This is a genomic window from Paenibacillus sp. AGC31, assembly GCF_057334655.1.
Window position 1 is genome coordinate 139,191 of sequence record NZ_JBHFJH010000027.1, and the last position, 19,232, is coordinate 158,422.

The window sequence follows — 19,232 nt, forward strand, 5'->3', positions numbered from 1 at the left end:
AGGGGGAGAGAGCGTGGAGAATAGGCCATCACAACCAGCGGCGGTACTGATGCTGCAAGGAACGGCTTCCGATGTAGGCAAAAGTGTCATCACAACGGCATTGTGCCGGATTTTTAAGCAGGATGGCTTCAAGCCTGCTCCGTTCAAGTCACAGAATATGGCACTGAATTCCTATGTGACGGAAGATGGCAAGGAGATTGGTCGGGCTCAGGGGGCACAAGCTGAAGCCTGCGGTATTGAGGCGACAACCGACATGAATCCAATCCTGATCAAGCCGGTGCGGGACATGCATTCGCAGATCGTGGTACGTGGTGTACCATTTGCCCAGATGAGTGCATCGGACTACCGTCAGCATTTCCTGCCTGAAGCAAAGCAGACGGTTATGGATGCGTTGAATCGGCTACGGGATACCTATGATATTGTGCTGATGGAAGGAGCGGGCAGTCCGGCCGAGATCAATCTGAAGGACCGGGATATCGTCAACATGAATCTGGCAGGCTGGGCCGATGCGCCGGTGATTCTGATCTCCGATATTGATCGGGGCGGAGTGTTTGCTTCCATTGTAGGTACGCTGGAGCTGCTGGAACCCCATGAGGTCGCGCGTGTCAAAGGGTTCATTATCAACAAGTTCCGCGGTGATCTGTCCCTGTTGCAACCAGGACTCGACTGGCTCGAAGAACGGACAGGCATTCCAGTATTAGGGGTATTGCCTTACATAAGAGATATTCAGATTGAAGCAGAGGATTCAGTGGTGCTGGACTCCATGCGTCATGGTAAACCCGGCAAAACCGAGCTGGATCTGGCGGTGATCCGATATCCGCGAATTTCCAACTTTACAGACTTTGATGCACTTTCCCGTGAACCGGATGTGAATGTACGGTACGTGACCTCGCCAGAGGAATTGGGTAGTCCGGATGCCATTCTTCTACCGGGTACAAAGGATACCATAGGTGACCTGGCATTTCTGCGTGAGTCTGGGCTGGAGCAGGCGATTGCCAGTCAGACCGAGCGTGAGCATGTTCAGCTGGTAGGAATATGTGGCGGATACCAGATGCTGGGACGTCATCTGAAGGACCCGTTTGCTGTGGAGGCGAATCAGATCCAGGAAGCAAAAGGACTTGGCTGGCTCCCGCTATCGACAACGTTTCTTCAGGAAAAGCAGACCGTCAGAGCTTCCGGACGGGTGCAGCCTGGTCACCCGATTCGTCTGTATGGTGATCGAGATGTAACAGATGCTTCATTATCTATTAATGGATATGAGATTCATATGGGGGTTACGGAGTGCCACGAGCCTGAGCGTGTAACCGCGTTGTTTGAAATCTCACATCCAGGTGGTCAACCTTTCCAAGAAGGCTGGGGCTCAGTAGATGGCAGCGTGTGGGGAACCTACCTGCATGGTTTGTTTGAAAGTGATCAATTCCGACGTTCGTGGCTGAATGCCTTGCGTGAAGGAAAGGGACTGGCTCCACTTCAGGAGACGTATAGTGCGCATGAACGTAAGGAGATGGAGTTCGATCGGGTAGCCGAATCGTTGCGTTCGGCATTGGATATGAAGCGCGTGTACGAGATTATGGGTGTTCAGGCACCCGAGTGAAACAACAATACCCCCATGTCTGACAACCCGTTCTCTAGAAACGGAATGTTAGCGGCATGGGGGTATTGTATATCCTATGATTATATGAGGTTTAAAACAGGTGATGATAGGTTAATGGTTAACCTGTTAGTTTATTTTGAAATTTTTCATGGCGGATTGAAGCTCTACAGCTTGTTCATGCAGATGACGAACTGTATTCGAATGGGAATCCATCTCGCTGAGCTGAAGGTCTGCTGTTGAAGCAATCTGTAACATGCTCTCACGGGATTTGGTCGTAATCTGTGCCGTTTCTTCTACGGATGCACTCACTTCTTCAGCACCAGCAGATACTTGTTGTGTAGAAGCAGAGACGGTCTGGATGGTCAGATTCACGTTCTGAATCAATTCATTCAGCTGTTGGAAGGCTGATCCTGCTTGTTGAACGACAGTTGTGCCTGAACCAATCTCCTGGGTTACACGGTTCATGGCGTCAACGGAGCGTTCAGCGTCTTCACGAATGGTACCCAGATAATCCGAAATTTCTTCGGTTGCTGTCTTGGATTGCTCGGCAAGTTTACGAACTTCTCCAGCAACAACAGCGAATCCGCGGCCATGCTCTCCGGCACGTGCTGCTTCGATGGAGGCGTTGAGTGACAGCATGTTAATCTGTTTGGTGATTTCAAAAATGGAAGCAACAATGGTGCCGATAGCTACCGAACGTTCATTCATAGTTTCCACATAACGCAACGATTCGCTTGCTGTCTGGCCTACACGCTCCATCTGCTCAATGGCATTCTGAGCCAGTCGGTTACCGTTAACTGCCTCGTTGGCTGCTTCACCAATCTGGTCAGACACTTCAGCGGAAGAAGAAGCAATATGCATGATACCCTGCGTAATTTCTTCCATAGCTCTGGCGTTCTCGGATGCGCTTGACGCAATGCTGATGCTGCCTTTTTCGGCATCTTCTGCGGAGCGGCTGGAGTTTCGAACCATACCGGACATCGATTCAACCCGCTGAAGCAGGTCATTGGAGCCTGACACAACTTCATTGGAAGTGGACAAGGCACGGCTAATCATTTCTTTCAGGTTATGCGTCATCGTCTGGAAGCTTGCGGCAAGCTGGGCAATTTCATCCTTACCTTTGATCTCTAGTTTAGCGGTCAGATCACCTTGGGATATTTGTTTGCTATGTTGGACGAGCTTGATGATTGGTTTGGTAACTCTTTTGATCATACTAGTGGAGATAAGCCAGCCGAGCACAAACACTAATGCTGTAATCCCCAGACACAACCAGAAAATCTGGGTAATCTTGTCTTGAATGAACTGGGCATCCATGCTCACAGCCATAATCATGTTACTTCCTGCAATGGGGATAAAGGCTGCTTTATGTACACCAAAGGAATCGGAGTAGACCTCACTGATTACCATTTCTTTGTTCTCAATAGCTGCATTCATTGCGGGTTCTACACTAATCTCATCCTGGGCTTTCATGTTTGAAGAAGGGTTGGCCACAACGACTTTGGCTGAGCCATCTTGAATAGCAACAACGTAAGCCGCATCCAGATTATGTTCTTTTGCTTTATCTGCCAGGTACGATTCCACGGTCATGGCAGCACCTTCAGAACCGGCTCCGCCACTCTGTACCTGTAGGATTTTGGAAGCTGAAGTATTTTTGTATATATCCTGAATGGACGTGTTTAGGACTTTGTCAAACTGCGGGAGCACGTAGCTTTGAATAATATTCATCGAAACGGCGTAGAAACTGATACTGAACAACAGGGAAGCAACCAGCAGAACGAGGAACAAGGTGCCTCTGATTTTACCGGCAACGGTGCGATTACGAAACATATGATCATCCTTTCACGTCAAGTTCATTAACATTGTCGCTTTTCCGTATTCATAAGACCTATCTACCAATGAAGAAAGACCTAAATTATACATTGAGAAAACTTGGGAATAAGCGGATATACCTATATTACAAAATTAACCGGAGGTTGAATAGAACAATTTTCACGATTTGGTGTATTTTTTTTCAGAAATACATGAATCTATTACATGCATATTACATAATATCAATTAATACCTACCAGAATAGTTTGTTATATGTTATATTGTAAAATGTCTTTGTCGGAAGTACAAAAGATAGAAGAGAAAACCGGATATGTTCCGGTTACACACATGCCTGAGGAGGATTTAAAGAAATGGATACTTTTCTAGTCATATTGAATGTAGTGGTTATGCTTGTTTTACTTGGCATCCTCTACTGGATGCAGAAAAAGCATATCTCCTTTACGAAACGCGTATTTGCGGGTCTGGGACTGGGGATTGTTTACGGGGTTATTCTTCAATTGGTGTACACATCAGGCTCTGATGTAGTTACAAAATCAGTCGATTGGTTCAATCTGGTCGGTTCAGGATATGTTCGTTTGTTACAAATGGTCGTGATCCCATTAATCATGGTGTCGATCATCTCAGCCATTATGAATCTGAAGGGCAAGCAAAATCTCGGCAAGATGAGTGTTTCCATTATTGCCATTCTGTTGATCACCACAGCGATTGCCGCAGGTGTCAGCATTGTAACGAGCCTTGGCTTTAACCTGACTTCCATTGAGATTCAAGGAGGAGACCGGGAGAATGCGCAGATTCAGAAGGTGGAGGAACGGCTTGTTGATGTGAAGGATCAGACAATCCCGCAGCAAGTGCTGGAATTCATTCCTTCGAATCCATTTGCAGATATGACAGGAGAACGTCGTACATCCACACTGGCGGTGGTTATCTTCTCCGCGTTCATCGGTGTAGCCGTACTTGGACTGGATCGCAAAAAACCTCAGCAGGCGGAGACGTTCCGCGGTATGGTTAATGCGGTATATGCGGTGGTTATGCGAATTGTTACGCTGGTTCTGAGGCTTACGCCTTACGGGATTCTAGCACTGATTACAAAGGTAACGGCGACAACCAATGCGGAAGAGATATTAAAGCTCATCAAATTCGTCATTGCGTCCTACGTGGCCCTCATCGTGATGTTTATTATTCACCTGATCATTATCTCGCTGTCCGGGTTCAACCCGATTACGTATTTGAAGAAGGTGCTGCCAACACTGGTATTTGCCTTCACATCCCGTTCAAGTGCAGCAGCGATCCCGCTGAATGTGGAGACACAGACGAAGAAACTCGGCGTATCGGACGGCATTGCGAACCTGTCTGCAAGCTTTGGTGCTACGATTGGGCAAAACGGCTGCGCCGGGATCTATCCGGCCATGCTGGCGGTGATGATTGCTCCGACGGTCGGCATCGACCCGCTGAGCTGGGACTTCATTGTGACTTTGATCCTCGTAGTCATGATCAGTTCGTTTGGTGTGGCTGGCGTTGGCGGCGGGGCAACCTTCGCTTCCCTGATCGTATTGTCCACCATGAATCTGCCTGTGGCTCTGGTTGGACTGCTCATTTCCGTGGAGCCGCTGATCGACATGGGCCGTACAGCGCTTAACGTGAACGGGTCCATGACTTCTGGACTTGTAACCAGCAAAATTTTGAAAGAAAACGATCGGGACACGTTTAACGATCAGAGCCGTGAGCTGGATTCTGCGGCTCAGGCTTAATTACAGAATGGATTAGATAGAAACTCACATTAAGATAGCTAGAGCCGTCTACAAATCAAGTGAGAAAAGCCGTCCTTCGGAGGAATCCGGAGGGCGGTTTTTTTACGGCAATCAAACTATGCTGTGCACAGTGGTGAAGCAGTCTTCTTTTTCTATACACGGTGCAAGGGCAATAGAGGTAGGAAAAACTAGTATGGTCGAGAGGGACACGGGAGGAGTATAGGCGGGTTCGTAGTCACTCAGGCACACTTGGAGTTATTTAGTTCTGTTCATGGGGCGAGAAATGTGATAGAGTATTCATGTTTTGGCCCTGAGCCAAACCGCGGTTCGTAACCATCCCGCGTAATCAAAACTAGGAAGGCAGTGTATGTATTTATGTTTAACTTAGGGTGGGGAGCAGTTTTTGTTCTCGTAACTTATGGATTTTTCCTGTTGTGTTACCGCTTGTTCGGTAAAAAAGGTCTCTATGCCTGGATTGGTGTGGCTACGGTTATAGCCAACATTCAGGTGACCAAAACGATAGATATTATGGGAATCGTACTGACGTTAGGCAACACGATGTATGTCAGCATGTACCTGACCAGTGATCTGCTCAATGAGAAATATGGACCAGGTGAGGCACGCAAAGCCGTATGGTTCGGTTTTTTCACGTTGATTATGACTACGGTTCTGATGCAGATGGTGTTGTTTTTTGAACCGGCACCAACGGACTTTGCACAGGATTCGATGAAAACATTGTTTGGTCTGCTGCCACGTCTGGCCCTCGGAAGTCTGACGGCATACTTCATCAGTCAGTTCTTGGATGTACGATTGTACTCCTGGTTACGCAAGGTAGCCCCAGGACGCAATCAGTTGTGGATACGCACCAACGGTAGTTCGATCATCAGTTCATTCGTGGATACACTGGTGTTCTGCGCGATCGCGTTTGCGTTCATCTACCCTTGGGATGTTTGGCTGGAAATCTTCCTGACGACGTATATTATTAAATTTGTATTAACTGCGGTTGGAACGCCGTTTCTGTATGCTGCACGCAGCTTTAAGTTTAAGGATGAGGCTTAGACAATATCGTTATGAGCGTGTATCATTAGCCAACGATGATTTCAACCAAAGGGGAATCGAACATGTACTCTACACTGCGTTATACACTGGAAAGCAATGGCACAACCTACGAGAATGATAGTATTAATGCCTCGTTATTGGTGGAGTTGATCTCCAATCTGGAATTGCATGAATACGTAGTACTTAAACCTTCGGAGGTGGTGGAGGGAAGTATGTATATGCAGGCTGCTGCGCTTGAGGAACCAGGGCAAATGGTGGCAGAGATTCGTTTGCAGGAAGGCGAGGACGGTTTCCGGCATTACAGCTGCAGCACAACAGATCCAACCGGGATTATTCAATGTTTTCTGGATTACTGGGGGAAGCAACAGCTGCCACAGCTGGAGTCTTGGCAGGATATCACGCATGAGTTTGGTTAATGGTAAATGAGTGAGCAGGAATAAGATTACGTAGAATGCAGACGGAGTAATCTAGGATATGCTTTGTATTAATTACAATCCCGCAACCCATGATATTCATGGATTTGCGGGATTTTTGTGTTCGCGTGTGTACTTGCTACTTTTTCTGTATACAGGCCTGAGGCGTACGCGAAAGGAGTATATTATTTAGAAGATACAGTTCAGCACAGTTTCGTGCAGTTTAGTTCATGATGCATAAATATCGGCTGAGCATTAATGTATCTGGGCTGTTTTTGACATAGATCCAATTACATTAGTCGGTAAGGATTTGCAGTTCTTTTGGATATGTTGTCAGAACTTCCACACCAGTCTCGGTCACAATGACATCATCTTCGATACGGACGCCGCCTGCTGCGGTATATATGCCCGGTTCAATCGTGAATACGGTACCTTCATTCAGGATGTCCATATTCTCTCCATGGAGAGAAGGATACTCATGTACGTCAATACCGAGTCCATGGCCTACTCTATGCATAAAACGTTCGCCGTATCCCGCTTCTTCCGTGACCTGGCGTGCTGCACGATCCACTTCGGCGCAGGTAATGCCTGGTTTCACGATTTGGATAGCAGCTTCGTTCGCTGCGAGCACAGTGTTATAGATGGTTTTGAGTTCAGGTGAGATGTCACCAAAGGCGAATGTACGTGTGATATCCGAGGCATATCCTCCAGCATAGACACCCATATCAAACATCAACAGGTCACCATGTTGCAGTTTCCGTTCACCTGGTGTACCGTGTGGCAGACCTGTTTTGGGTCCCGTGAGCACCATGGTATCAAAGGAAGGGCCATCGGCACCCAGCTTTTTCATCTGATACTCCATCTCGGCGACAAGTTCAATCTCGGTTACACCTGTACGAACATGAGAGAGGCCTTGACGTAATGTTTCTTCAATCAGATGAATGGCGTGGCGAATGCGGGCAACCTCATCAGGTGTTTTTTTCACACGTAATGTGCGAAGCAGGGGGCCCACATCTTCAAAGCTGGCAGCACCTAGAGCGGCGGTCAGCTGTTCATAACGTGATACTGTCACATATTCTTTTTCGAGACCTACTCGTCCCAGGCGCCCCTGATAACGATCAAACAAAGCGTATGGATTATCCGTATCCGTGTGAGTGGCAATATTGGATACCGAGGAAGCGGCTGCGGCAGCTTCAGCATCGAGCGCAGGTACAATCAACAGGGGCTCTTCGCCGCGTGCGAGAACCAGACCTAGGAAGCGTTCATGCGGATTGCTCGCAAATCCAGTTAAATAGTAGATATGTTTTGGATCTGTGATCAGCATGGCGTCCAATCCTTGCCCGGACAGATCGGCTTCAAGACGAGATAAAGGGTTTTGATTCATAAGTGTAGTTGTCCACCTTTCCATTCATACTATCCTTCTATTATAAAAGATTATGATGGAATTCCAAACTGCGGTGATTTCATATCCTCGGAATACCTTGAATTCTCGGTTTAAGCGGCTGGTGTGAAGGGTAATACAGGGCGAAACCGCTTTACCGATGAATAATAACACCTCAACTATAGCGAACAATACATCAACAATACGTTGAAGCTTGGCTTATTTATTTTATACAAAAGAACGAAATACGAAGGGAGATGTAATCATGAATAATCGAGTAACCGTTCCGCTGTATGCTTCATTATTAAGTGTGGCACTGTTAACCGCGTCATGTTCTTCAGGCGAACCTTCTACGGGAGGAACAGAGCAGACGTCTCAGGGACAGGGAACAGGTCAGGGACAGACAGCGAATGGAGGTAATAACGGTGCAAGTGGAAATGAGAGTGGAGCGCAGGGAGAGACGGTTATTCCGTATCAGGCTTCTGTTCTGGTTGAAGGATTGAATGCACCATGGGAGATTGTGAGTGTGCCTGATGGTCGGATGTTTGTAACGGAACGCCCTGGTGCGATTCGGGTCATTGAGGATGGAAAACTTGCTCCTGAACCACTGATTGAATTCTCAGCCCCGTTTAATGAAGAAGGTGAAGGAGGTCTGTTGGGTCTTGCGGCTGATCCGGACTTCGAGGATAACGGTTATCTGTATGCATATCACTCCTATCTGGAAGGCGACGACATTGCCAATCGAGTATTACGTCTCAAGGTGAATGATGGCAAAGCGGTCATAGATCAAGAGCTGCTTGGTAACATTCCAGGCGGAACAAATCATAACGGTGGGCGGATCAAAATTGGCCCGGACAAGTTGCTCTATATCACGACAGGTGAGCGTTATGAACCGGAACTGTCACAGAACAAAGATAGCCTTGGCGGTAAAATATTGCGGATTGGTCTCGACGGATCGATCCCGGCAGACAACCCATGGCCGAATTCACCTGTATACAGTATGGGACACCGCAACGCACAGGGACTGGCATGGAACCCGGACAACGGTTATCTGTATTCTACCGAGCATGGGCAGCGGAATCACGATGAGATTAACCGGATTGTAGCTGGAGAGAATTATGGCTGGCCTGAGGTGGAGGGAGACGACGATGGCAACGACGCATATCAGGCTCCGCTTGCACATAGTGGGAATGATACATGGGCGCCGTCTGGTGTAGCTTTTGTAGAAGAAGGTCCTTGGGCTGGATCTCTGATTGCTGCGAATCTGCGTGGAGAGCAGTTGCTGAAGGTTACTCTTTCGGAAGATGGCACACAGGTGAAGAAGGTGGAACCCCTCTTCGAAGATGAATGGGGTCGAATTCGCAATGTGAGTGCTGGCGAGGACGGGAAGTTATATGTGCTTACGAACAATCGGGATGGACGAGGATCGCCACGAGATGGAGATGACAAGCTGATAGTGCTTACTCCAGAGAGTTAAGTCTGGAGTCAGGGGAGATAAAATCAGTGTTGCAGGACAGTGTCGAACCGGATTGGTATCCCCGTAAGGGTGAGGATGAAGTAAGTTTAAAACGAACGGTTACCACTCAACTTGAGTCAAAGCCCTGAAGTGCCCTGAATCTGAATCGCATTCAATAAAATTTTTCTAACGAACCTGACGCACCTTGAATAGAGGTTTGGTGGCGTTCGTAGTCTGAGATTCGTTACAAACAACACCAGTGCAGTAGTAGATGCACATGGTTAATTAATCAAAGGAGCTGTCCCCGTCAAATTCATGACTTATGGGACAGCTCCTTGATTGTAATGTATGTGTCATCCTAATCTTGAATGAGCTACAACGCACAATGCCCACGAAGAGAACCAGCGTTAATAGGAAGCGTTATCGTTCCAAAAACACTCACCAGTCCGCGTTCTTTACTACTCTGCGCTCTCTGCAAGAGTGGCAATTCGCTGAGCCGGGTCATTCATGTACTCTCCACCGTGATAACAGAGGACTTTATTGAGCTTAAGGTTGGTCAGTTTCTTCAGGCTTCGCAGCGCTTCAGGCATGTCCGGTGTCGCTTGTGGTGCAGGGCCAACCAGTTCATCATCGACCACACGAAGTTCATCGGCAGCGAGCAGGAACTGTTGCTCCCCGAAATACAGGCAGATATGACCTGGTGTATGTCCCGGTGTATGAATGACCTGTGTACCACCTTGAAGGGGTAACAAGTCTCCGTCCGCCAGAGTTCTGCTGATGTTCACTTCAGGCAGCTGTAAGAGCAGTTGGTCTGCCAGTGCCAAAACGGGCGCGGGCAGCAGAGCACGACGTTCAGGCGTGAATTTGATCAAAGGTTTCTCACCTGTTAGATATGGAATCTCATCGGCATGTGCCCAGATTTCCAGATCAGGGATGGCATCCAGAAGAGCACCCAAGTTACCGATATGATCGATGTCCTGATGAGTAATAATCACACGTTTGACGTCCGAGAGCTGTACGCCCTCTTGTTCCAATGCGGATTGAAGTTCAGCGAATTGTCCAATCATGCCTGTATCCACCAGGGTAACGCCATCTTTATCACGAAGCATGACGGGGAAGATGGGGCTGTTCCCGGAAGGTGTGGGAATCTGGAGATTTAGCACAGTAATCGAAGTTGATGGATGGCTCATGGTTATCCGGACCGTAGTCCGGTACACCTCCTTTTCTTTTTAAGCGATGATTGTTGTTATTCAGGGCGATTATATTTCAAGTGTTTTCTATATTTTTTTACGGTATGGAGCAGCGCTTCGAACGTTTCTTCCTCATTACTGCCATCCTTAACGATGGTGACAAATGAGAAGTTATCATGAACAAGTTTATTCCTCGTCTGAAACACCAGGCTAAGGGCTTCAGCGAAGTGTTCCTTTTCGGATTCCAGAGCAATGAACTCTTTACTCAGTTCGGACTGAATAATCTCCATGTTGGAGCGTGCACGGTAGGCAGGAGTTTTCATCAGCTGGGTCGAATTAAACTTTTTCTGATATACGTCTCTGTACAGTTGATGTAACATTTGTTCAGTAATGGCGCATAGTTCGATGACGAGTGAAGCATATCTTCGGTTTTTGCGTTTTCGGGTGAGATCACGTGTTTCTTCTTTGTCCAAAATACCGTATTTTTCATACAGCGTAGAGTCAACGTTCTGCAAGATTTCCTGATATTCCTGTTCGAGTAGTGCGATTTCAAGTTTGGCTTGTTTTTTTACTTTTTTAAAATCTTCTTTGGTCAGCATACTTGTCCTCCCATGAAAACCGAGATGTGATCCTATCATTATCTCATATTGTCCGTCGTCGCGCCTCTAATTTCGGAACCTCAGGTTCAGAAGGGAAGTACCTCATGTCCAATCAGACAGCCATTGTAACAGGAGCTAACTCAGGTATGGGGTTGGCAACCACCATTGAACTTGCAAGACAAGGATATCGCGTAATCATGGCATGCCGCAGTGAGAAGCGCGGACAAGAGGCTCTTCAGGAAGCTGTGCGTCAGTCCGGCTCTTCTGCGATTGAATTGATGTTGTGTGACCTGGGTTCACTCGAAAGTATACGCCAGTTTGCCCGCACATTCCGCGAGCGTCATGATCGCCTTGACGTTCTGGTTAATAATGCAGGGGTAGTGATGGTTAAGCGGAAGGAAACCTCAGATGGGTTCGAACAAAGTATCGGGATTAACCATCTGGGGCATTTCCTGCTGACCTTACTTTTGATAGAACCTCTGAAAGCCGCGAAGCAGGGACGGGTTGTGAACGTTTCGTCAGGTGCTTACAAGGCCGGCAAAATCCACTTCGAAGATCCACATCTGCACAAAGGTTATAATCCGATCAAAAGTTACGCCCAATCCAAATTGGCGAACGTGCTCTTCACTCGTACACTGGCTCGCAAACTGTCAGGTACGTCTGTCACAGTGAACTGTCTACACCCTGGTGCGGTGGGAACGAGTATTGGCGTAGATCGTAATACCGGATTTGGCACACGTATTATGGCTTTTGCAGGTAAACTTCCATTCTTTCTGTCCCCTGAAGAAGGGGCGCGAACGGCTGTTTATCTGGCCACAAGCCCTGAAGTCGTCGGCATCACCGGGCGTTACTTCTATCAACAGAAAGAGCAGCAGCTGAAGAAACATGCCGTTGATGATGCTTCAGCTGAGCGTTTCTGGACATGGAGCGAAGAACAGGTTGGGCTAAAGCCTGACGAGAAGTTGTAATTCAGCACAAGCTGATGAGTGACCCATGAATAGAGTCGTTACATCTTTTATACTTTTGCCTTCACAGCTTGTTGGATCATTTCAATAACAGCTTCAATACGTTGGATGCCTTGATCTCCCTGACCGTATGCACGGACAGAGGCGGATGAGGCATTTTTCTCATTCTCACCAAGTACGAGCGAATAAGGCACTTTTTCCATCTGGGCTTCACGGATTTTGTACCCGAGCTTCTCGCTCCGCAGATCTGTTTCTACCCGAATGCCCGCAGCCCGGAGTTGGTTCTGTACTTGGAGCGCATAGTCTACATAATGATCCGATACAGGTAGGAGTTTCACTTGTACAGGTGCAAGCCAGAGTGGGAACGCTCCTGCGTAATGTTCAGTCAGGATGCCGATGAAACGATCGATGGAACCGTAGATGGCACGATGGATCACGACAGGACGGTGTTTCAGACTATCTTCTCCAATGTAAGTGAGGTCGAACTTCTCCGGCATTTGAAAATCAAGCTGGATTGTTCCGCACTGCCAGCTGCGTTTCAGCGCATCGAGGATATGAAAGTCAATTTTTGGTCCATAAAAGGCACCGTCTCCTTCGTTAATGCGATACTCCACGCCTCGACGATCTAGTACATTCTGCAAAGCTCTTTCAGCTTGATCCCACAGTTCTTCCGATCCCATGGAATCTTCCGGGCGAGTGGACAATTCAATCTTATATTCGAACCCAAAGATGTTGTACATACGTCCGATCAGTGAGATCGCCTGATTAATCTCGTCCTCGATCTGCTCTGGCATGACGTATAGATGGGCATCATCCTGGCAGAATGTCCGCACACGCATCATACCGTTCAGGGCACCTGAGAATTCATGGCGGTGAACCTGACCAAATTCCATCATGCGAATGGGTAATTCGCGATAGGAATGAAGTGTGTTTTTGAAGATCAGCATGTGCCCAGGACAGTTCATCGGTTTCAGTGCAAAAGTAGCATCGTCCACTTCCGAGAAATACATGTTGTCCTTGTAATGCTCCCAATGGCCGGATTGCTCCCACAGCCGGTTGTTCATCATGAGAGGAGTCCGAACCTCCTGATAACCTTCCTGTAATTGCAGCTCACGCGAGAATTGCTCCAGTTCAGTGCGAACAGTCATGCCTTTGGGCAGATAAAAGGGCATGCCGGGCGCTTCTTCGGAGAACATGAACAGTTCAAGCTCTTTGCCAAGTTTACGGTGATCCCGTTTCTTCGCTTCTTCAAGCATGTGCAGATGTTCATCCAGTTGGGCTTTGTTCGGGAAAGCAGTGCCGTAGATGCGTTGCAGCATCTTATTATCCGAGTTACCCCGCCAGTACGCACCAGCCACATTTAACAGCTTGAACGCTTTGATTCGACCAGTGGATGGAAGATGGGGACCGCGACACAGATCGAAGAACTCTCCTTGATCATAGATTGAAAGTTCGGCGTCCTCTGGCAAATCCTGAATGAGTTCAAGCTTGTAGGGGTCCTGGATTTCTCCGAAGATACGGAGGGCTTCCTCCCGGCTAACGACCCGTCGACTGATCTTTTCATTCTCCTGAATGATTTTGTTCATTTCCCGCTCGATGGCAGCCAAATCACCGATGGACAAGGCATGCTCCAGATCAACATCGTAATAGAATCCATCTTCAATGACTGGGCCGATACCCAGTTTCACTTGTTCTGCACCGTAGATGCGTTTGAGTGCCTGTGCGAGCACATGTGCTGCGCTGTGACGATAACGATATAGACCTTCCGCACTGTCCAAAGTAACGATAACAAGTTCGCAATCTTGCTTGAGCACCCAATCGAGATCGACATTTTGACCATCTACAATACCGCCAATAGCCTGTTTTCCCAGGCTTGTGCTGATAGATGAGGCAACCGCACCTACAGTGATGCCTGCTTCGTAAGAACGTATCGCGCCACCTTGCAGATGGACCTCAATGGAATGACTGGATGGTTGAAGATCATTTGCTTGGTTGTTAATTTCGTTACCTGATTTGTTGCTTACTGAGTTACTGTTTTCTTGTTTGCTCATGTGAACCACTCTCCATTTCTTAAAATGAAAGCGCAAAAAACACCCGTCCCGGAAAAGGGACGAGTGCGCTTGGCTCGTGGTTCCACCCTAATTTTGGTTATGGTGCACCCTGCTCTCGGCCAGCCGCCGGAACAGAAAACATCATAACCCTCATTGGAATCCGTTATCGGGGATCAGGCGGTGAACTCTACTGGCAGCAAGCCAAACATCCGAGGGAAGTTCGAAATGCTGAGGTTCGAGGTCACGGCTGCAGAGGGGTAATTCCGGTCCGTTCGCTGAAGAAGGTTTCACCAATCCCCTCTCTCTCTGGGCAGCACGCAAACGAAATCATGTCTCTGGTCATCGCCAAATATGTTAGATCAACTCATTCAAATTATTCTGAAATGTGTTGCATTCAATATTAATATATTGGAACAGGTGTTATTGAGTGTCGATTATATAGACTGAAAATGGAAAGGTCAAGCGGAACTTTTTAATTGGTTTCGGACGGCCCATCCCATATTAAGCGAATGATCGTTCCTTCACCAGGGGTGGACTGTACCTCAATACGACCATTCATGGCTTCAATCAAACCTTTGGTTACCGCCATGCCCAGCCCTGATCCAACGTCCGATGTACCAGTATCTGTACCGCGATAGTATCGTTCAAATAACTTCCATACCGTCTCGGGGTCCATGCCTCGTCCATTATCGGCAAATTGAATGCTGAATTCATCTACCTGCTTACCAGAATGCACACTGACAACCAGGATGGACTCGGGTGGATTATGAAGAAGGGCATTGGCAGTCAGATTATCCACAATTCGTTCAAACGACGGAATATGGACAAATCCATACACAGGCACTTCGGATGGTTGGAATAGGATGCGACCTTCCCCATATGCCGGATTCCGTTCGGCGCGCTGGATCAGATCACCGAGCAACGTATTTACGTCTGTCTCTTCCACTACAGGTTGATATCCTCCACTGCGTAATCGATAGGTCATGGCAAGGTCGTTGACAAGCCTGTCCATATACATGGACTTATCGAGCATTATGCCTGCGAATTCCCTGACTTCCTCCGCGGTCCAGCTATACTTATCCGCCTCAAGCATATGAGCATATCCCTGAATGGAGGAGAGGGGTGTCTTCAGGTCATGTGTTATGCCAGCAATCCACTCCTCCCGCAGAGAATCGGTCTGTTTCCGAAGTTCTTCATCTTGTTTCAATGTGTGAGACAAGGCCTGCATGGAGCGGAGCACCTCAGCATACACGTGATATTTCCGTTTCCATTTTCCGTTACGACGCTGACTGCGAGGCACTCCTAAAGCTCCGGTGGGTTCCTCGTAATGCCCTCGCTCCAGACGCTGTAACCATTGGAGCATATGCAGCATGGGTGAGCCGAATCGATTGGCATACCAGAAGGCAAGCAAGATGAGCAGAATGATGATGGATACAATCAATACAACCAATGCCGGTTCCAGAATAAAATTGTAGGGGTTCTGATCACTGTTCACCGCTGGATCACCAGGGATGCTAATCAGCCAGGTAGTTTCATTTTGTTCGTCGTACCACGTTGCAACAGACATACCTGATCGACTCGGATAGCGAACTTGCAGAACAAGTTCCTGAATGGTGTATTCGCTAGGTACGCCCATGTCCGGTTTGTTATAGGAGGAGAGCTCGCGTCCTGACGCGTCCAATACTTGAAGATAAGCATTGGCGGCACGGAGGGCCTCCTGTTGGTCGGTCTTAAGATCAAGCTTCCCGTTGGTGAAAGCAAGGTCTGAACGAATCTTATTCATTAAGGACTTGGCCGGGTTACTCTCACCATATAACAAGGTGAATTCCTTCCCGTTTTTCTCCCGGATTAGCATGACGATCTGATAAGGGAAGGGCTTTTGGCTTTCCCAGTATGCAATCAATTCTCCCGGTTTATAGTGAGTAGGAACATCGGCCGGGGTGTGGTATGCATCTATGGCGTAACCTTGTTCATCCAGAACTTGCAGCCAGCCTTGATATTTATCTACTTGCTTCAGCAATTCGGGGTCATATCGGATGGTATCATCCGGCATGATCTCTGCTGTATTAATTAATTGGTCCAGACCGTTGGCAGCAAAATCATCTACCAGATTCACTTCATTTACCTTTTGTACGACCCAGTAAGTGGCTACAGACCCAAGCAGGATGATAAGAACAACTGCACCGGCAAGCATCCCGATAAACCGGGTCATTAACCTGCGACGAATACTCATGGGCGTGACACATGTTCCGGCTGAATCAGTTTGTAACCCAGACCCCGGACGTTGACGAGAAACACCGGATTGGAAGGATCGGCTTCAATGCGCTCCCGAATGCGGTGAATATGAACCATCACGGTATTATCATCACTAATGGCTTCAGAGCCCCAGACTCGCTCATAGAGGTCTGATTTGGTGAAGATTCGATTGGGATGTTTGCAGAAAAAGAGTAGCAGTTGAAACACAAGTGCCGGACAGGGTACGGGCTCACCTTCAACCCGAAGTTCACCAGCCCACTCCAGTACCTGGAATCGTCCAAAATCGTACACGCCTTCCGATGTGCAGCGAGATGACGTATTTACGTTAGATGGGTTGTGATCCGAGATCGCTGCGGTTTTAGAAGGTAAATAACGCTTCAGTAATGATTTAATTCGAGCAACCACTTCCAGAGGATTAAAGGGTTTGGCAACATAATCGTCGCCCCCAACGGCGAACCCGGTTAATTTGTCATAATCCGTTGTTTTGGCCGTCAGAAACAGGATGGGAGCATCGGTGACCTGCCGTAGAAAAGGACAGATTTCCAGTCCGCTTTTGCCAGGAAGCATGATGTCGAGCACGATGCAATGATACGTCTTGTTGTTGCATGCCTCAATGGCAGCTTCGCCTGTTGTAACGGTATCAATATCGAGAAACTGCTCTTTGAGCAGAACGGTTTTGAGCATATGCAGAATAGCCTGTTCATCATCCACAAGCAGTAATGAGACGTTATCCATAGTTTAAAAATGACCTCCTGATCCTTCCGTTGTGTGTATTGCTAATCATACCATCCAAGAAGGCTGTATAGTGTATGAGCTATCTTAACGGAATCTTAATTATGCAGCCTCAAAAGGCGTTGCAAGTTTAACTACATGTAAGATGGGGTTAGACGAAGGATAAGACTCATTCTGTACACTTAACTGGAAAGTATAACGATTAACGGAAAGGGATGTTGAGAATGAACAGAGAAGGTCATCTGAAATCAAAACAAAATACACAATTGAAATTGCAGAATAAAAGGGGGTGGAAGGTGCTTGCGATTACCCTTGGAGCTTGCGTGATATTGTCTGCTTGCGGCAACAGCAACTCCATTACTTCCGACCAGGCGGAGCAGCAGTCAGCCGAACAGGCATCCAATACAAATAAAGAGGGTGAGAACACTCATCAGGAACAGGATTCTGCTTCAGCAGGAACTGCAATGGTTACACCCGACAATTTTGTTGATACCCTCATGAAGGGTTCCAGTGAAGATATTTACCGTCAGTTGAGTCCTCAAATGAAGGAAGCGATCACACTTGAAAATCTTAAAACGTCTGCTGACGAGTTCCTGGAAGGAGTAACTTCCCTGGATCAAGTGTTCGCAGCTGAGATGAACAATCTGACCGAGTTCGCCTGGAAGGATCAAACAGGGACAAAAGGGATTCGAGCCTATTTTACCGAGGCCAATCAGATTGATGGTCTGTTGATCCAGCCGCTGGAAACCCATAAGAATACAGATCAAAAGTTCACCAAAACTGAATTCCATTTCCCTTTAAAGGGTGAATGGTATGTGTTCTGGGGAGGTAACGATGTGATGTCGAACTATCATTATGAGCATGAAACACAGCGCTATGCGCTGGATATCATTCGTTCAAAAGAAGGTTTTAGCTATAACGGGGATGCCAAGGTGAACGCAAACTACCATGCTTTTGGTCAACCACTCTATGCTGCTGCGGACGGAACAGTTGTCGATACCAAAAATGACATACCAGACAATATACCCGGCGTCATGAATCCCGAAGAGCCAGCGGGGAATTATGTGGTGATCGACCATGGCAACAATGAATACAGCATCACAGGACACATCAAGGAAGGTACTGTTTCGGTCAAAAAAGGAGATAAGCTCAAGCAGGGAGACCCTATCGGTGAGCTTGGTAATTCGGGGAACTCCAGTGAAGCTCATCTGCATTTCCAGGTGTCGGATGGCCCGGATCTGTTCACATCTCGCTCAATTAACATTCGTTGGGCAGACCAGACTCAGCAGTTAACTCGTGGGAACACAATTCAGGGACTTCCAGAGTAATGATGGAGTAATTCTCTGTCAGAATGTTAGAGGTGACGAAGGCTTCTATTTTCCATTATAATATCCTCTATGATAATAGAACGATCTGGAATGATGGAGGAATAGTGATGAAACTGGAAGATGTGCAGATTGAATATGCGCGCCTGGAGGACTTGCCGAGGATTGTGGAAATTTATAATTCTACCATTGAGGGCCGTATGGCAACAGCGGATTTGGAGCCGGTGACGGTGGAGCAACGTTTGCCTTGGTTCGAGGAACATACACCCGATCATCGTCCGCTTTGGGTGATGAAGCAAGCAGGACAGGTGGTAGCTTGGGCAAGTCTCAGCTCGTTCTATGGACGCCCTGCGTATAACGGAACGGTGGAAGTCAGTGTATACGTCGATCAGCAATGCCGCGGAATTGGGGCTGGCGGACGTTTGCTTGAAACGGTATTTGAGGCGTGTCCTGCACTTGGGATTACGACCATTCTCGGATTTGTCTTTGGGCATAACGAACCGAGTCTGGGGTTATTGCGCAAGCATGGTTTTGAACAGTGGGGATATTATCCCGAAGTTGCCGTACTGGATGGTGTGAATAGAGATCTGGCGATTTTGGGCAAAAAAATATAAGTGTCGTTCTTATTCGTAG

The 19,232-nt window shown here is 47.6% G+C and carries 15 protein-coding genes; 8 read left to right on the forward strand and 7 right to left on the reverse strand.

Features of this window, described 5'->3' with window-relative positions; all coding sequences use genetic code 11:
• The first annotated feature begins 49 nt into the window (after positions 1 to 49).
• Positions 50 to 1,594 carry a cobyric acid synthase gene (locus tag ACE04G_RS12490; protein ID WP_449004285.1) on the forward strand — a complete coding sequence of 515 codons (1,545 nt, stop codon included), beginning with the start codon at positions 50 to 52 and terminating at the stop codon, positions 1,592 to 1,594.
• 126 nt (positions 1,595 to 1,720) lie between these two features.
• Here the strand turns inward: ACE04G_RS12490 and ACE04G_RS12495 are convergent, their stop codons facing one another.
• On the reverse strand, positions 1,721 to 3,421 hold the full coding sequence (locus ACE04G_RS12495; protein WP_221819235.1) for a methyl-accepting chemotaxis protein: 1,701 nt from the start codon (positions 3,419 to 3,421) through the stop codon (positions 1,721 to 1,723).
• Positions 3,422 to 3,774: 353 nt separating this feature from the next.
• On the opposite strand from ACE04G_RS12495, the gene ACE04G_RS12500 reads away from it, so the two are divergent.
• The 3 genes from ACE04G_RS12500 to ACE04G_RS12510 all read left to right on the forward strand — a co-directional run bounded on the left by ACE04G_RS12500 (position 3,775) and on the right by ACE04G_RS12510 (position 6,647).
• Positions 3,775 to 5,172: an L-cystine transporter gene (locus ACE04G_RS12500; RefSeq protein ID WP_237176479.1), complete on the forward strand. Its 1,398-nt coding sequence runs from the start codon at positions 3,775 to 3,777 to the stop codon at positions 5,170 to 5,172.
• Positions 5,173 to 5,547: 375 nt separating this feature from the next.
• The gene (locus ACE04G_RS12505) at positions 5,548 to 6,231 is read left to right on the forward strand and encodes a queuosine precursor transporter (protein WP_221819238.1); all 684 of its coding nucleotides are present in this window, start codon (positions 5,548 to 5,550) and stop codon (positions 6,229 to 6,231) included.
• Positions 6,232 to 6,293: 62 nt separating this feature from the next.
• On the forward strand, positions 6,294 to 6,647 hold the full coding sequence (locus ACE04G_RS12510) for a hypothetical protein (protein ID WP_449004240.1): 354 nt from the start codon (positions 6,294 to 6,296) through the stop codon (positions 6,645 to 6,647).
• 292 nt (positions 6,648 to 6,939) lie between these two features.
• On the opposite strand, the gene ACE04G_RS12515 is transcribed toward ACE04G_RS12510, so the two are convergent.
• Positions 6,940 to 8,028 (reverse strand): M24 family metallopeptidase, encoded by a 1,089-nt coding sequence (locus tag ACE04G_RS12515; protein WP_237176476.1) that lies wholly within the window; start codon positions 8,026 to 8,028, stop codon positions 6,940 to 6,942.
• Positions 8,029 to 8,290: 262 nt separating this feature from the next.
• On the opposite strand from ACE04G_RS12515, the gene ACE04G_RS12520 reads away from it, so the two are divergent.
• The gene (locus ACE04G_RS12520; protein ID WP_449004239.1) at positions 8,291 to 9,502 is read left to right on the forward strand and encodes a PQQ-dependent sugar dehydrogenase; all 1,212 of its coding nucleotides are present in this window, start codon (positions 8,291 to 8,293) and stop codon (positions 9,500 to 9,502) included.
• A gap of 437 nt (positions 9,503 to 9,939) precedes the next feature.
• Here ACE04G_RS12520 and ACE04G_RS12525 read toward each other — a convergent pair whose 3' ends face one another.
• Both ACE04G_RS12525 and ACE04G_RS12530 read right to left on the reverse strand, forming a co-directional pair.
• On the reverse strand, positions 9,940 to 10,671 hold the full coding sequence (locus tag ACE04G_RS12525) for an MBL fold metallo-hydrolase (RefSeq protein ID WP_221819245.1): 732 nt from the start codon (positions 10,669 to 10,671) through the stop codon (positions 9,940 to 9,942).
• Between the two features lie 56 nt (positions 10,672 to 10,727).
• Positions 10,728 to 11,270: a hypothetical protein gene (locus ACE04G_RS12530; protein ID WP_221819246.1), complete on the reverse strand. Its 543-nt coding sequence runs from the start codon at positions 11,268 to 11,270 to the stop codon at positions 10,728 to 10,730.
• A 104-nt stretch (positions 11,271 to 11,374) separates the two neighbouring features.
• On the opposite strand from ACE04G_RS12530, the gene ACE04G_RS12535 reads away from it, so the two are divergent.
• The gene (locus ACE04G_RS12535; RefSeq protein WP_221819248.1) at positions 11,375 to 12,238 is read left to right on the forward strand and encodes an SDR family oxidoreductase; all 864 of its coding nucleotides are present in this window, start codon (positions 11,375 to 11,377) and stop codon (positions 12,236 to 12,238) included.
• Between the two features lie 47 nt (positions 12,239 to 12,285).
• Here the strand turns inward: ACE04G_RS12535 and thrS are convergent, their stop codons facing one another.
• The 3 genes from thrS to ACE04G_RS12550 form a co-directional block, all read right to left on the reverse strand.
• Positions 12,286 to 14,286, reverse strand: a complete 2,001-nt coding sequence (gene thrS, locus ACE04G_RS12540; RefSeq protein ID WP_449004238.1) for a threonine--tRNA ligase — start codon at positions 14,284 to 14,286, stop codon at positions 12,286 to 12,288.
• A 472-nt stretch (positions 14,287 to 14,758) separates the two neighbouring features.
• Positions 14,759 to 16,519 carry a sensor histidine kinase gene (locus tag ACE04G_RS12545; RefSeq protein WP_449004237.1) on the reverse strand — a complete coding sequence of 587 codons (1,761 nt, stop codon included), beginning with the start codon at positions 16,517 to 16,519 and terminating at the stop codon, positions 14,759 to 14,761.
• Positions 16,516 to 17,277, reverse strand: coding sequence for a response regulator transcription factor (locus tag ACE04G_RS12550; protein WP_339183007.1), 762 nt, complete (start codon positions 17,275 to 17,277; stop codon positions 16,516 to 16,518). The genes ACE04G_RS12545 and ACE04G_RS12550 overlap by 4 nt, the downstream gene beginning before the upstream one ends.
• Before the next feature lie 221 nt (positions 17,278 to 17,498).
• On the opposite strand from ACE04G_RS12550, the gene ACE04G_RS12555 reads away from it, so the two are divergent.
• Entirely contained in the window at positions 17,499 to 18,602 is a 1,104-nt protein-coding gene (locus tag ACE04G_RS12555; protein WP_339183009.1) for a M23 family metallopeptidase, read from the forward strand.
• Positions 18,603 to 18,709: 107 nt separating this feature from the next.
• On the forward strand, positions 18,710 to 19,213 hold the full coding sequence (locus tag ACE04G_RS12560; RefSeq protein WP_339183011.1) for a GNAT family N-acetyltransferase: 504 nt from the start codon (positions 18,710 to 18,712) through the stop codon (positions 19,211 to 19,213).
• Positions 19,214 to 19,232: the final 19 nt, after the last annotated feature.